The organism is Rahnella sp. ChDrAdgB13, assembly GCF_017655185.1.
Classification (GTDB): Bacteria; Pseudomonadota; Gammaproteobacteria; order Enterobacterales; family Enterobacteriaceae; genus Rahnella; species Rahnella contaminans.
On record NZ_JAEMGT010000024.1, the window covers coordinates 1 to 14,893 of the forward strand.

Annotated in this window: 11 protein-coding genes; 8 read left to right on the forward strand and 3 right to left on the reverse strand. The window is 43.1% G+C overall.

Going from position 1 to position 14,893, the window contains the following annotated elements; translation table 11 throughout:
- The first annotated feature begins 312 nt into the window (after positions 1 to 312).
- The 8 genes from rfbC to gndA all read left to right on the forward strand — a co-directional run bounded on the left by rfbC (position 313) and on the right by gndA (position 12,662).
- Complete coding sequence (gene rfbC, locus J8X26_RS08500; RefSeq protein ID WP_152325837.1) at positions 313 to 852, forward strand: dTDP-4-dehydrorhamnose 3,5-epimerase; 540 nt, start codon at positions 313 to 315, stop codon at positions 850 to 852.
- 79 nt (positions 853 to 931) lie between these two features.
- Positions 932 to 1,804, forward strand: coding sequence for a dTDP-4-dehydrorhamnose reductase (gene rfbD, locus J8X26_RS08505; protein ID WP_208950653.1), 873 nt, complete (start codon positions 932 to 934; stop codon positions 1,802 to 1,804).
- 116 nt (positions 1,805 to 1,920) lie between these two features.
- Positions 1,921 to 2,757, forward strand: a complete 837-nt coding sequence (locus J8X26_RS08510) for an ABC transporter permease (protein ID WP_208950654.1) — start codon at positions 1,921 to 1,923, stop codon at positions 2,755 to 2,757.
- Positions 2,747 to 4,126, forward strand: coding sequence for an ABC transporter ATP-binding protein (locus tag J8X26_RS08515; protein ID WP_152325840.1), 1,380 nt, complete (start codon positions 2,747 to 2,749; stop codon positions 4,124 to 4,126). Before J8X26_RS08510 ends, J8X26_RS08515 begins: the two co-directional genes overlap by 11 nt.
- Positions 4,113 to 9,149, forward strand: a complete 5,037-nt coding sequence (locus J8X26_RS08520; RefSeq protein WP_208950655.1) for a rhamnan synthesis F family protein — start codon at positions 4,113 to 4,115, stop codon at positions 9,147 to 9,149. Before J8X26_RS08515 ends, J8X26_RS08520 begins: the two co-directional genes overlap by 14 nt.
- A 75-nt stretch (positions 9,150 to 9,224) precedes the next feature.
- Positions 9,225 to 10,145: a glycosyltransferase family 2 protein gene (locus J8X26_RS08525; RefSeq protein WP_152325842.1), complete on the forward strand. Its 921-nt coding sequence runs from the start codon at positions 9,225 to 9,227 to the stop codon at positions 10,143 to 10,145.
- Positions 10,146 to 10,159: 14 nt separating this feature from the next.
- On the forward strand, positions 10,160 to 10,978 hold the full coding sequence (locus J8X26_RS08530; RefSeq protein WP_152325843.1) for a glycosyltransferase: 819 nt from the start codon (positions 10,160 to 10,162) through the stop codon (positions 10,976 to 10,978).
- Between the two features lie 274 nt (positions 10,979 to 11,252).
- On the forward strand, positions 11,253 to 12,662 hold the full coding sequence (gene gndA, locus J8X26_RS08535; protein WP_165057033.1) for an NADP-dependent phosphogluconate dehydrogenase: 1,410 nt from the start codon (positions 11,253 to 11,255) through the stop codon (positions 12,660 to 12,662).
- Positions 12,663 to 12,762: 100 nt separating this feature from the next.
- Here gndA and hisIE read toward each other — a convergent pair whose 3' ends face one another.
- Genes hisIE through hisA form a run of 3 tightly spaced genes read right to left on the reverse strand, consistent with a single transcriptional unit; the run spans position 12,763 to position 14,893 of the window.
- On the reverse strand, positions 12,763 to 13,377 hold the full coding sequence (hisIE, locus tag J8X26_RS08540) for a bifunctional phosphoribosyl-AMP cyclohydrolase/phosphoribosyl-ATP diphosphatase HisIE (RefSeq protein ID WP_152326342.1): 615 nt from the start codon (positions 13,375 to 13,377) through the stop codon (positions 12,763 to 12,765).
- A gap of 23 nt (positions 13,378 to 13,400) precedes the next feature.
- Positions 13,401 to 14,174: an imidazole glycerol phosphate synthase subunit HisF gene (gene hisF / locus J8X26_RS08545; protein ID WP_152325845.1), complete on the reverse strand. Its 774-nt coding sequence runs from the start codon at positions 14,172 to 14,174 to the stop codon at positions 13,401 to 13,403.
- A complete protein-coding gene (gene hisA / locus J8X26_RS08550) occupies positions 14,156 to 14,893 on the reverse strand; it encodes a 1-(5-phosphoribosyl)-5-[(5-phosphoribosylamino)methylideneamino]imidazole-4-carboxamide isomerase (RefSeq protein WP_208950656.1) in 738 nt (245 codons plus the stop codon). The genes hisF and hisA overlap by 19 nt, the downstream gene beginning before the upstream one ends.

The following is a 14,893-nucleotide window of genomic DNA, read 5'->3' on the forward strand; positions in this document are numbered from 1 at the left end:
GTACGGATTACCTGAGGAAGTCGGCGACGAGGGGAGCTTTTATCTAAATCCGATTTATTCAACAAAGCCCTGGCCTGGATGCTGGATCATCCAAACTCGTAGAACAAAGTACAGTAAAGATGCATTTAGGCAATTAAGGGAGCTTTTAGCCAGATTCTGAGTGAGCCATAAGAGTCATTTGTGGTAGGATTTTTAGAAAATTGAGCAAGGCGGATTTCGCTCAAAATTTCCTTTGTACAAGTTACAGCGACTGCTGTTCATACAAGAGAGTTGAGTATCGCCTGATAATTGTATAACGAGTGAGCTATAAAAATGAAAGTGACTGATACAGACGTTATTGGTGTGAAGTTAGTTGAACCTAAAGTGTTTGGTGATGAACGTGGATTCTTTCTTGAGACTTTCCAGCAAGACCGCTATCGGGAAATGTTGGATATTGATCTGGATTTTGTTCAGGACAATCATTCACGATCCTCCCGCAATGTCCTTCGTGGCTTGCACTTCCAGACGTCAAAACCGCAGGGTAAACTTGTACGTGTAGTGCGAGGTGAAGTATTCGATGTCGTAGTTGATATTCGTCCTGAGTCCGCAACATTTGGCAAGTGGGTTGGTGTCCATCTTTCAGAAAGTAATAAGAATCAACTATGGGTACCACCCGGCCTTGCCCATGGATTTGTTGTGATTTCAGACTTCGCCGATTTTGAGTATAAATGCACTGATTACTATGATCCGAAAAATGAAGGTTGCTTGATCTGGAACGATCCGGAAGTTGGGATTCAGTGGCCGGTTAGTGAACCCTTGCTCTCTGCAAAAGATGCATTGGGTCAAAGTTTTTCAGAACTTTTTAAGATTTGATTTGCTTTCAAAGGCCTTGGGCTTTGGCTTGAGGCATTAATACAAGAACACTATAAAATTCTATAGGTACTATAACCAAATGAAATTATTGATCGTAGGATGCGCGGGCCAGGTTGGTAAAGAATTGGCGCGACGAGCTCCGGCTGAATGGGAGGTAAAAGCTGTTGACAGGCAAGAGCTTGACATTACCGATCACCGTAAAGTAATGAGTGTTGTCAGCGAGTTACGCCCTAACGCGATTATTAATGCTGCTGCCTATACTGCTGTCGATCGTGCAGAATCTGAACGTGAATTTGCCTATTTAATCAATAGCACAGGCGCTGAAAATTTGGCAATTGCAGCGCAAAAGGTTGATGCTTCTTTTCTACATATATCGACTGACTATGTTTTTTCTGGAGACCATGAGGGATGCTATGTGGAAACAGATCTCACAGGGCCTACCGGAGTTTATGGCGCAAGCAAATTGGCCGGTGAACAAGCTGTTGCCATGGCTTGCAAAAAACACATTATTTTGCGCACTTCATGGGTGTTCGGTGAATATGGCAACAATTTCGTAAAGACCATGCTGCGACTGGCGAAAGACAGGGAGCAATTATCTATTGTTGGGGATCAATTCGGTAGTCCAACTTATGCCGGAGATATTGCGGAAACTCTGATTGCAATATCCGGTCAACTGAAAACTGAAGACGAACGTTGGGGCGTGTATCACTATTCAGGGTATCCTTATACATCGTGGGCAGGTTTTGCAGCAGAAATCTTCACCTCAGCTACAAAGCATTCAGTTCTCGCTAAATCGCCTTCTATACTAAATATTAAAACTTTTGAATACCCGACGCTTGCCAAACGCCCTTCCAATTCCAAACTTGATTGTGCCAAGTTATTGAAAAAGTTCAATATTGCACCAAGTGATTGGCAAAAAGCACTTGAAAATATCAATGCGTACAATGGGTGAAATCAGTAAATTGATTCAGGTAAATTTCAAGGTGTCAATTAATTTGAGTTGAGTTTTTACAAACCTCAGCTCAAAGAAACTGTTAACTTTCAAATGTGAAGCAAAAAGAGAAGTCTATGAATCCTCATTTAGGAAAACCCACTTCACTGCTTTCGCTATTTAATAGCGCGTGGAATAATAAAAATTTAATATTACAGATGGCTAAGCGTGAAATTATTGGCCGGTATCGTGGTTCAGTGATGGGGGTCTTATGGTCATTCATCAACCCAATTTTTATGCTGGTTGTATATACGTTGGTGTTCTCGGTTGTTTTTAAAGCCCGCTGGGGCACTCAGTCTGCTGGAAATGAATCTAAAGCCGATTTTGCGATTATTCTCTTCGTCGGTTTGATCATCCACACACTGTTAGCTGAAATGCTCAGTCGTGCCCCTTCGATGATTTTAAATAATGTAAATTATGTTAAAAAAGTAGTTTTCCCTCTTGAAATACTACCTATAGTCGCGCTGGGTAATGTGCTTTTCCATAGTTTTGTTAGCACATTTGTGTTGTCTGCGGCTTTTGTAATATTTAACGGTTATCTCCATTGGACTATAGTTTTCTTTCCATTAGTCCTGTTCCCTTTGATTTTACTGACGCTGGGTTTAACTTGGTTTCTTGCCTCATTAGGGGTGTTTATCCGTGATGTTAGTCAAACCATTTCGATTGTAGTCACTGTACTAATGTTTCTTTCCCCAGTGTTTTATCCCATTACAGCTGTGCCTGTTGCAATGAGAAAAATAATTTTACTTAACCCATTGACATTTATTATTGAGCAAGGGAGATCCGTCATTATTTGGGGGAAATTACCTGATTTTATGGGGCTGGCAATATATTCCTTGATTGCAGTTTTCATTATGTGGTTAGGGTATGCCTGGTTCCAAAAGACTAGAAAAGGATTCGCAGATGTCCTCTGATGATTTTGCAATTAGAATTGAAAATGTTGATAAATGTTTCCAGGTGTATGAAAGTCCTGCGCGCAGGCTTAAGCAATTCGTTATGCCTAAAATTGACCGTAAATTAGGGAAAGAGGCACGTATCTATCATCAGGACTTCTGGGCGTTAAAAGATGTGTCTTTTAATTTACCTCGTGGCCAGACAATGGGGATTGTTGGCCAAAATGGTTCTGGTAAGTCCACACTCTTGCAAATAATTGCTGGGACTTTAACGCCGACAGCGGGAAATATAGCTGTCAATGGTCGCGTTGCAGCCTTACTGGAACTGGGGGCAGGTTTTAATTCCGATTTCACAGGTCTGGAAAATGTTTATTTAAATGCTTCACTCTTGGGGTTATCTAAAGAGGAAACTGAAAATAAATTAGATGATATATTATCTTTCGCAGACATTGGCGATTTTATCAACTCTCCGGTCCGTTCTTATTCGAGTGGAATGTTGGTCCGCCTTGCATTTGCCGTTCAGGCGCAAATAGACCCAGATATTCTTATTGTTGATGAGGCCCTGGCGGTTGGAGATGCGAAATTTCAGGCAAAATGTTTTTCGCGACTGAAAAGGCTTAAACAGGACGGTACTTCAATTCTTTTTGTATCACATGCAACAGAGCAAATTGTCACCCATTGTGATAGTGCATTGCTGTTAGACCATGGGGTGGTACAAGTTCAGGGTAGCCCTAATGATGTTGTTAACAGGTATTTGGATGTTCTTTTTGGTAAGAAAAACGGCTCATCGATTAGAAAAGATCAAGATGATAAACTTGAGAAGGCTGTTTCCCGCGAAGTTCAAATTCGGGACCGGGAATCGAAATCTAATCTCTCACCTGGAAGCTTCAGCTCATTGTTGACGGGAGAATACTCAGAACGCCCTAACTATAATCCGTCAGAGTACCGATGGGGAGACCGTGCAGCGGAACTGATAGATTTTTACATCTGTCAGGATGGTGAAGATTATCCAAGCACCGTTACTCCCGGAAAAGAATTAACCTTGGCTATTAAAGTAAGATTTCATGATGTTGTTGTGAGGCCAATATTTGGTTTCGCAATTAAAACTAAAGAAGGCGTGACAATCTATAATACGAATAGTGAATGGCAATCTGTAGACTTGGTTGATGTGGCGGAAATTAATACTGAAATGATGGTTTCTGTTACATTGCCGATGATGGTGTATGAGGGTGATTTCTTTATCTCTGTCGGTATTGCCAGTAGTTCTCTTGATGGTGAAATCATACCGCATGACCGCCGGTATGATTCAATACACTTGGCTGTCGGGCCTGTAAAATCTTTCACTGGCTTAGCCAATTTGAATGCGAGAATAAATTTTGAAACAGAATAACATACATGAAATTTTATTAAATAATGATTTCTTTATTGATAAAACGACCAATGTTTGGCGTCCTGTTGAATTGCCATCTTTTGCATATAATGACGGTGATGAGGCTGAGAATTACGTATTGAAGTCCGTTACCGAATCAGTTGATGTGAGCATTAATTCAAAAGAGCTGTCAGATAAGATGAAGGATTGGCCATCCACTTATCATCTTTCCTCTAGACGCTCGAATTTACTGCGTCCTTTTGAGCAATGGTTGAAGGGCAAAAAGGTTCTTGAAATAGGTTGCGGTTGCGGTGCAATAACGCGTTTTTTAGGAGAGAGTGGCGCTGATGTTGTATCGGTAGAAGGGAGCCTTCGACGTGCTCAAATTGCAAGAGCACGAACCCGAGATTTGTCTAATGTTGACGTTATTTGTGCACCGAGTGATATTATACCAGACATTGGTCATTTTGACGCAGTTATACTTGTAGGTGTATTGGAATATGCGCGAGTATTTCTTGGACGCGATGGCCAAAAAACCCTTCTAGATTCATGTCGTGACAGAATGACTGAGTCGGGCAGGCTTTTCGTCGCAATTGAAAATAAATTAGGTATAAAGTATTTCTCCGGTGTCAATGAAGATCATGTAAACTTGCCAATGTTTGGTATCAACAACTCTTACACTGAAGAAAGCGTCGTTACTTTTGGCCGTAGTGAACTTAAAGCTGTATTAGCTAATTCAGGTTTTTTGCATAACGAAGAATTTTTGCCGCTTCCTGATTATAAATTACCCGTTAGCATCATTTGTCCTCGTGGATGGAAAAACTTTTCATCACAATTCTCGCAACTGGCAATCGAAAGTGCACATCAGGACCCCCAGAAAAATTCAGAAAATTATTTTTCAATTGAGGAAGGCATTTATAACATCTGGAATAATGATCTCGCGGCTGATTTGAGTAACTCTTTTTTAATGATAAGCAGTCAGGTAAAACCTGATGAGGGAATTATTGATAATACGATTGCTGCTTATCATTTTTCAGATGGTAGAGCTAATGAATTCAAAAAAACAACAATTTTCCAAACAAATTTAGATGATGAATTAGTTGTGCTTACCAGTGGTGGTGATGTTTCAATTCCATCATCAGTTAATGAACATTCAATTGTTGAAAGTGGCGCTTTCCATGACGGAGAGAGTTTATGGCTTTCCCTCGTTCATACTGTTAACAAACCCAACTGGACAATTCAAGCTATCGTTTGCTGGTCCAGTATATGGATTAATGAAATACAAAAGCGAGCTAGTCTTTCTAACGAATTCAATAGCCTGACGGTTTTGCCTTCTGATTTTTTGGATGCAATGCCATTTAATTTTATTACATTAGATAATGGTGATAAGAAACTTTTTGACCAAGAGTGGAATTCACCTGCTGAGATTACTCTGGGATATATAGTCTTCAGAGGGATTTTCCATTCTCTATTAAGATTGACGTCAATTTCATTTAGCCCGTCATATCGTGGCGAAAGTATTGCTGATTTTTCGTTATTAATTATGAATGCTATAGGCTTTAACTGTGACGACGATTTAAAAAATATCTGGCTGGATGCAGAAGCAGATTTCCTGGCATCTGTTCAGTCTAAAGATTCTGTTGCAATACTCTCTGTTCTTAAAGAGGTAAAATTAAATGTCAGAAGGGATTCTGCAAAGGCTATTGTCAACGACTTAAATAATGCAATTGAAGAACAGAAACATTTACAGAAGCATATTGCAGAACTGCTTACTGTAGCTGATGAGCGCGCAAGCGTAATTCAGTCACTTGAATTAGATATTGCCGGTAAAGAGATGACTATTAAAACATTAGAAGATACGAACAGAGTAAATGTTGATAAATCAAATAATTCTCAATTAGAATTGCTGGATAAAATATCTTTACGTGATCAACAACTCGCTGAACTTTATAATGATGCTGCTCTCAATGAGCAGCTTTTGGGCCAATCCCGCCATGAAAATTTTTTATTGCAACAGCAACTAAATGGTATTTACGATTCAACCAGTTGGAAATTTTCAGCCCCTATTCGTGTGATTTCAAGACGAACCCCTTCTTATTTGCGCAATCCAGCGCGCCTGATTTTTAGAAAATTTTTCTATATTGGACAGAAAGTTAAAGTTAAGTCGGGCCAGGCTGTGCAGAACATTACACGCCCTGTAAAAATGCTCGCTACAAGAGTGAACCAGCGCAGTAGAACATACGCACAGCGTGTTTATCATGCACTGCCAGATAGATATAAGCTTAGTGCTTTAAAAGTTGCGATGAAATTAAAACCAGAATGGTTCTATGACCATCCATCTTTCATGCGTACGAACGACAGCATTGCAGGGTTTAGGCAGGCTAAAACTGACTGGATGGTAGATATTAATGCCTGCAGAGACAATTTTAAAGGAACACCTGGAAAGGTCGCTGTACATTGCCATATATTTTATCATGATCTAATAAACGAGTTTAGCGACCATCTTTCAGCTATTCCATTCTTATTTGACGTTTATGTTTCAGTTACAACTGAGGAAGGAAGAGAGGTTTGTACTAATGCGCTGAAGCAAATAAAAAACATTTCGAATCTATATGTTGAAATTGTACCGAACCGCGGTAGAGATATTGCTCCGATGTTCTGTCAGTTTGGTGAACGGATAAAGGAATACGATTATGTCTGTCATATACAGAGCAAAAAGTCTCTCTATAACGGTGGGACAACATTGGGATGGCGTGAGTACTTGTTTAATGCTCTTTTAGGTACAGAAAAAAATATAAATCGTATTTTTGGGTTATTCCAAGATAATCCTTCGGTAGGTATCATCTTCCCCCAAGCTTTTGTTCAGGTCCCGTATCCGGCATTTACATGGTTGGCTAATAAACGAGATGGTGCAATGCTTTGTCAACGCATTGGTATACCGATGCCTGAAAGTTATTACCATTTCCCTGCGGGTTCCATGTTTTGGGCAAAAATGTCAGCAATGAAACCTCTTTTTGACCTGAATCTTAAATGGGAAGAATTCCCTGAAGAATTAGGCCAAACTGATGGTACATTAGCGCATGCGCTGGAGAGGATGCTCGGGATTGTACCAACATCTCAAAACTATCAGTCAATTATTATTAAAGACCATAGCAGTCCTTCTTGGTCACCATTCCGCTTTGATCAGCAATATTTAAATCGTGCAGATGAAACTTATAGCCATTTGATCAGAGATTCCAAAACTAAAGTTATAGCATTCGATATTTTTGATACATTACTTGTTCGTCCATTACTCGTTGCTGACCATACTAAAGAAATCATTCGTCAGAAGTTGGATGAGGCTGAGGGTAAGCTCTTTGCTAATTTCCGAGCAATAGCAGAGGTTAATGCACGTAATATTAAAGGGAAAGATATTTCCATCTCTGATATATATGAGCAGTTTGGTTTACTAACTAAACTGTCTGTTGAGAAATGTGCTGAAATCCAATGCATTGAGGAAAATGTTGAATTAGAATCAGTATCACCTCGAAAAGATATGATACACCTCCTCAATAAATCCAAAGAGTGGGGCAAACGTGTTGTTCTCATCAGCGATATGTTTTTATCGATACAAACTATCAAAACAATGTTAAAGCTCAATGGGATTGATAATTATGATCGCCTATACCTTTCCTCAGATTTGGGCATAAGGAAAGATACCGGACAACTCTATTCATTCATGCTTGCTGAAGAAGGCGTGAAGGGTGAGGAAGTTGTTATGTTTGGTGATAATGAGCGTTCCGATTTGCAACTGCCTTGTGATGAGTTCAAATTGCGTGCGTTACACATACTCCGGGCTGCAGACCTCGCTAAATCTTTGCCTGAATATGAGACTCTTGTTCGACCAGAAGTTTATGAGGACAATCTCAATAGAGAATTGACCATTGGGATGTTAGTCAGAGAAAATCTGAATAAATGCTATAATTTTGATGCTAATGATATTGCTATATTTTCATCTATCCCTCGTCAACTTGGCTTTAATCTCGTGGGGCCGACAATATCAGCATTTTGCGCATGGCTTGCTAAGAGAGCAAAAGCACGAAATGTGACGGACCTGTATTTCCTTGCTCGTGAGGGTAAGCTAATCAAGCAAGTTTATGATGCATGGTCCAAAACAGTTGATGATGCACCAAATAGCCACTATCTACAGGTTTCTCGCAGAGCGGTTAATGTACCGAATATTGCGTCATTCGAAGATATTTGTGCAATCGCGATGTCTAACTATTATCCTAATAAAGTACAGAGCTTTTTCTACGAACGGTTTGGTTTAGAACTTTCAGATGATCGTTGGAATGAGATTTATGCTTCAGGTGTCTGGAATAAAGGTACTTTACTCCAGGTAAAAGACGGGGATTTGTCTGCTATTAATGAATTGTTACATGTTCTTACACCTGATATTTTGGCTGAGGCTTCAGCTGAAAAGAATATACTTTTACAGTATTTAGACTCTGTTGGTCTTACCAGCAGCGAAAATGCGGCGGTAGTGGATGTGGGATATTCTGGTACGATCCAAAAATCTATAAATAAATTACTACCTGGTCCGATTCACGGATTCTATTTCGCTACTGCACATAACATCCGCGATACTATGCCTGACAATGCATTTGCTGAAGGTTGTTATGTTGAATTGGGTCAGGCTATAAATACTGGTTCCCGCATATTCAGTAACAGTTTCTGCTTAGAGCAATTATTAAGCGCTAATGATCCACAGGTGACGAAGTATGTCTTTGATGAAGATAATTTATTCAAACCATGTTTTAAGGTTTTAAGTGAAGCGGAATTGTCTACTCAACTCACCCGGAATGCGTTGCAAGAAGGTGCAATGGACTTCGTATATCAGTCTGTTGATATTAAAAATAAATTTTACAATAGCTTTGAACCTTCGGTAGAGATTGCTGATGTACTGTATGCTGATTTCATTGAAGCAACACTTAAAAATAAGAACAGTGTTCTGGAAAAAATGGTTCTTGATGATGACTATTGTGGACGAGGTTTGATCAACTGAATTCTTGGATCTCTTTTCGAAAGTCTGCCCTGTGGGGCAGACTTTTTCTCAATATCAGAATAAGGTTATCCCAATATGCAGGATCATGAAATCGCAGTTATGATGTGCACTTATAATGGTGCACCATATTTGCTATCTCAACTAGAGTCTATTGAAAATCAATCTGTCAATAATGTACATATTTACATATCTGACGATGGTTCTTCCGACGAAACCTGCGCAATAGCTCGTTCATTTATTAACTGCTCCCACTTAAAGGGCACACACTTAAAAGGTCCAAAACGCGGTTTTGTAGAAAACTTCATGCATATGATCAACAATGAAAAAATATGCGAGAAGTATTATGCCTTTTCTGATCAAGATGACGTCTGGAAATCTGACAAGCTGGAGCGGGCGATTAATTGGCTTTCTGAGATCCCTGATGATGTGCCGGCGCTGTATTGTTCCAGAACAACATTGACGGATGCTCACGGAAAAATCATCGGGGCTTCCCCTAACTATAAGCGTCCTCCTTCTTTCGCAAATTCAATTCTTCAAAATATTGCCAGTGGAAATACGATGGTTTTCAATCATAAGGCCAGAGAGCTTCTTGCTCTGGCTTATGGCATTCCTATGGTTGCGCATGACTGGTCGCTCTATCAGATTGTCAGCGGATGTGGTGGGAAAGTTTTTTTTGACACTATTCCTACTGTACTTTATCGGCAACACCATAATAATGTTATCGGCAATAGTATGGGGTTGGGTAAGCGACTACAAAATTTTTTGCAGGCTCACAGTGGGAGAGCGGCTATCTGGAATAATATGAATTTTGAAGTGCTGAACAGCGTCAGTCGGTACCTTACGCCGGAGTCTACGGCGACTCTGCACGACTTTAAAGACATCAGGAATAGTAGCCTCTCAATGAGGTTAAAACTGATGAAAAGTTCCGGTATCTATCATCAACAGGCCATCGGCTATTTCACCACACTGACTTATGTGCTGCTGAATAAAATATAAGACTGGTATAAATAGTGAAAATCATCGCTTCTTTAGTGCTCTATAAACACCAGTATGCGGATATTGAGCCAACGATTAACTCATTGATTAATGAGGAAACTATCTCAAAAATTGTCATTGTCGATAATGGCGGGGAATGCCGCTGGTTAAAAGACTATATTCACCCTAAAATTGAAATCCTAATTTTAAAGACCAATTGCGGTTTTGGGACTGGTCATAATGAAGTATTAAGGCGTTATGCAGACAAGTATGAGTTTACCCTGATCTGTAATCCGGACATTGCTTTCAAATCCGGCGAAGTTGACAAACTCTATCATTACAGTGCTATTAATAAGATCGGATTGAGCATCCCTAAAGTCACTTACCCAGATGGTTCCTTGCAGCATTGCTGTCGACTATTGCCGACACCGTATCAGCTTTTTGTAAGACGTTTTTTTACTCGCCTTTCCAGCGGTATTAACGAGACTTATGAACTCCATAAGGCTGATCTCACTCAAGCATTTTTCGCCCCCTCATTATCCGGATGCTTCATGCTCATAAGCAGGGATGCATTGAAGGTAACAAAAGGTTTTGATCCCCGTTTTTTCCTTTATTTGGAAGATGTCGATTTATCTCGAAGAGTCAGCCAATCAGAATTCTCTGTACGATATTGCCCTAACTCTGTTGTCGTACATGAGGCTCAGCGTTCCTCATATCAAAATAAAAAATTTATGATTTATCACGTTGTTTCTGCAATTAAATATTTCAATAAATGGGGCTGGTTCTGCGATAAAGAGAGAGCACGGCTTAACCAGAAATGTCTTAGGCAGTTACCGACTAAGAATCGAAGTTAATCAACAAGTCGTTAAAGTGTGCCTGCAAAAGCTCTTTTTCACCTGCATTCCCCACATGTTACCGGTAAAGTGAAGTCGGCCTCTGAGAAAGGCGAGGCTGGTGGTTGCCGGTATGTGCGATCAGAATATTGTTATGGCTGCAATAGGTTCACCCTTTGCCATTCTCATGTACAATGCTTGTGTTCATTTGTATAGCTCAGTGCAGTTAAACTCACTGTTAACAGGGGTTTAGACTAAAAACTGGGCGATCAACTATTTCAGACAGGAGTTGCTAATGTCCAAACAACAGATCGGCGTTGTCGGTATGGCGGTCATGGGCCGTAACCTCGCGCTTAACATCGAGAGCCGTGGTTATTCCGTTTCCATTTTTAACCGTTCTGGCGACAAGACTGACGAAGTCATCGCAGAGAATCCGGGTAAAAATCTGGTTCCGCACTACACCGTCGAAGAGTTTGTTGACTCGCTGGAAAAACCACGTCGTATCTTGCTGATGGTGAAAGCCGGTGAAGCAACTGACAAAACCATCGCATCCCTGACTCCGCACCTGGATAAAGGCGACATCCTGATCGATGGCGGCAACACCTACTATAAAGACACCATTCGCCGAAACCGCGAACTGTCTGAGCAGGGCTTCAATTTCATCGGTACCGGCGTGTCCGGCGGTGAAGAGGGCGCGCTGAAAGGCCCGTCAATCATGCCTGGCGGTCAGAAAGAAGCGTACGCACTGGTGGCGCCAATTCTTGAAAAAATCGCAGCACGTGCTGAAGATGGCGACGCCTGCGTCGCTTACATCGGCGCTGATGGCGCAGGTCATTACGTCAAGATGGTTCACAACGGTATCGAATACGGCGACATGCAGCTGATCGCAGAAGCCTATTCCCTGTTGAAACAGTCCCTGAACCTGAGCAACGAAGAGCTGGCAACCACCTTCGCTGAGTGGAACAAAGGCGAGCTGAGCAGCTACCTGATTGATATCACCAAAGACATTTTCACCAAGAAAGACGAAGAAGGTAAATACCTGGTCGACGTGATTCTGGATGAAGCGGCGAACAAAGGCACCGGTAAATGGACCAGCCAGAGCTCTCTGGATCTGGGCGAACCACTGACTCTGATCACTGAGTCTGTGTTTGCGCGTTATCTGTCTTCTCTGAAAGATCAGCGCGTTGCGGCTTCTAAAGTGCTCTCCGGCCCGGCTGTTAAACCTTTCACTGGCGACAAAGCTGAGTTCATCGAGAAAGTGCGTCGTGCTCTGTACCTGGGTAAACTCGTCTCTTACGCGCAGGGCTTCTCACAGCTTAAAGCGGCTTCTGACGAGAACAACTGGGATCTGAACTACGGCGAAATCGCGAAGATCTTCCGTGCTGGTTGTATTATCCGTGCTCAGTTCTTGCAGAAAATTACGGATGCTTACGCTGAAAACGCGTCCATTGCTAACCTGCTGCTGGCTCCGTACTTCAAAAACATCGCTGACGAATATCAGCAAGCGCTGCGTGATGTTGTGTCTTATGCTGTTCAGAACGGTATCCCGACACCAACGTTCTCTGCTGCGATCAACTACTACGACAGCTACCGTTCAGCGGTTCTGCCGGCTAACCTGATCCAGGCACAGCGTGACTATTTCGGTGCACATACTTACAAACGCACTGATAAAGATGGCGTATTCCATACCGAATGGTTGGATTAATTCGTTTAACGGTGTGTTGAAAAGTGCGCAGTTGCTTGCGTCATAAAAAAAGCCGCCAATGCATCAGCAAAGGCGGCTTTTTTGCGTCTTAAAATTGACGTTATTTCTTATGACGCTGACGCAGGTTATCAATCACCGCACTCAGGTTCAAATCCTGATCCTGCAACAACACCAGCAGGTGATAGACCAAATCTGACGCTTCGTTTTTCAGCTCAAAGCGGTCGTTGACAGTGGCAGCAAGCGCGGTTTCCACACCTTCTTCACCGACTTTCTGTGCGATACGTTTGGTGCCGCTGGCATACAATTTGGCGGTGTAGGAGCTTTCCGGATCGGCGGTTTTACGCGAAGCCAGCAGCTCTTCCAGCTGATACAGAAATGCCCAGTCGGTTTCAGCAGGGTGGAAACAACTGTTGTTGCCTTTATGGCACGTCGGACCCACCGGATTGACCAACACCAGCAGCGTATCGTTATCGCAATCAGGCGTAATGCTGACCACGTTCAGATAGTTTTCTGAGGTCTCACCTTTGGTCCACAAACGTTCTTTGGTGCGTGAATAGAGCGTCACTTTGCCGCAAGATTGCGTAACGTTCAGGGCTTCCTGATTCATGTAACCTAGCATCAGCACTTCGCCAGACACTGCATGCTGGATGATTGCCGGCATCAGGTTATCGACTTTTTTCCAGTCGAGCTGACTGATTTGTTCGCCGGTCAGCAGACCGGTTTTTACTTCCTGATTACTCACAAGCGGATCTCCACGCCATTTTCAGCTAAATAGCTTTTCAGCTCGCCAATATTGATAATTTGTTTGTGGAACACCGATGCGGCCAGTGCGCCATCAACGCGTGCTTCGCGGAAAGCGTCGAGGAAGTGTGGCATTGTGCCCGCACCGCCGGAAGCGATGAGCGGAACATGGCAAACTTCGCGGATCATCTTCAGCTGTTCCAGATCGTATCCATTACGCACGCCGTCCTGATTCATCATGTTCAGCACGATTTCGCCCGCGCCGCGTTCCTGCACTTCCTTCACCCAGTCAATTGTCTGCCAGGTGGTCACTTTGGTGCGTGCTTCGTCGCCGGTAAACTGATGGACCTGATAAGTGCCGGTCGCCGCGTCGTGCCAGGTATCGATACCCACAACGATGCACTGTACACCATAACGGTCGGCGAGGCGGCTGATCAGCGTCGGGTTGGCGAGAGCAGGGGAGTTAATGGAGATTTTATCGGCGCCAAACTGCAAAATCTGCCCCGCATCCTCCAGGCTTTTGATCCCACCAGCGACACAAAACGGGATATCGATGACTTCTGCCACGCGCGACACCCAGCTTTTATCGACCACACGGCCATCGCTGGAAGCGGTGATATCGTAAAACACCAGTTCGTCTGCGCCTTCTTCAGCATAACGCTTCGCTAATGGCACGATGTCACCGATGATTTCGTGATTGCGGAACTGCACGCCTTTTACGACCTGGCCGTCTTTAACGTCGAGGCAGGGAATTATCCGTTTTGCCAGCATGAAATTGCCTCCGTCACATTGAATTTACCGTCGAGTAATGCCCGCCCGACAATCACGCCTTTCACGCCGCTGTCACGCAGATTGGCGATGTCCTGCAATGAACCGATACCGCCGGAAGCCTGAAAAGCAACCTGCGGAAAACGCGCGGTCACTTCACGGTACAACTCAACGTTTGAACCTGCCAGCGTGCCGTCGCGGGAAATATCCGTGCACAAAACGTGTTTCAGGCCGAAAGGCAGAAACAGTTCCACGATCTCTTCAAGCGTGGAACTGGAATTTTCCTGCCAGCCGCTGACGGCAACGTTTTTAGTGCCATCGGCAGCAATGCGGACATCGAGCGCCAGAACCAGGGCGTCTGCGCCGAAACGTTGGAACCAGCCCTGAACTTTCTGCGGTTCTTTAACCGCCGTCGAACCCACGACGACGCGGGTTGCACCGGCATTCAGCAAGGCTTCAATGTCCTGTTCGGTGCGGACACCGCCACCGACCTGAACCGGTACAGACACGCCCGACAGCAATTTTGTCAGCAATGGGATCTGACGTGCCGCCGGATCTTTCGCGCCGGTTAAGTCAACCAGATGCAAAACTTCTGCACCTTGCTGCTGATAATCCTGCAAACGTGGAAGCGGATCGTTGCCATAATCACGCTGCTGGCCGTAATCGCCCTGATGCAAACGCACCACGCTGCCTTCGATCAAATCTAAAGCCGGGATAATCAT

What these genes read in the sequence shown, in the direction of transcription:
- J8X26_RS08515 (WP_152325840.1), top strand. Translation starts at nt 2,747, where the DNA reads ATGTCCTCTGATGATTTTGCAATTAGAATTGAAAATGTTGATAAATGT.
- hisA (WP_208950656.1), bottom strand. Translation starts at nt 14,893, where the DNA reads ATGATTATCCCGGCTTTAGATTTGATCGAAGGCAGCGTGGTGCGTTTG.
- gndA (WP_165057033.1), top strand. Translation starts at nt 11,253, where the DNA reads ATGTCCAAACAACAGATCGGCGTTGTCGGTATGGCGGTCATGGGCCGT.
- hisF (WP_152325845.1), bottom strand. Translation starts at nt 14,174, where the DNA reads ATGCTGGCAAAACGGATAATTCCCTGCCTCGACGTTAAAGACGGCCAG.
- J8X26_RS08525 (WP_152325842.1), top strand. Translation starts at nt 9,225, where the DNA reads ATGCAGGATCATGAAATCGCAGTTATGATGTGCACTTATAATGGTGCA.
- rfbD (WP_208950653.1), top strand. Translation starts at nt 932, where the DNA reads ATGAAATTATTGATCGTAGGATGCGCGGGCCAGGTTGGTAAAGAATTG.
- J8X26_RS08510 (WP_208950654.1), top strand. Translation starts at nt 1,921, where the DNA reads ATGAATCCTCATTTAGGAAAACCCACTTCACTGCTTTCGCTATTTAAT.
- rfbC (WP_152325837.1), top strand. Translation starts at nt 313, where the DNA reads ATGAAAGTGACTGATACAGACGTTATTGGTGTGAAGTTAGTTGAACCT.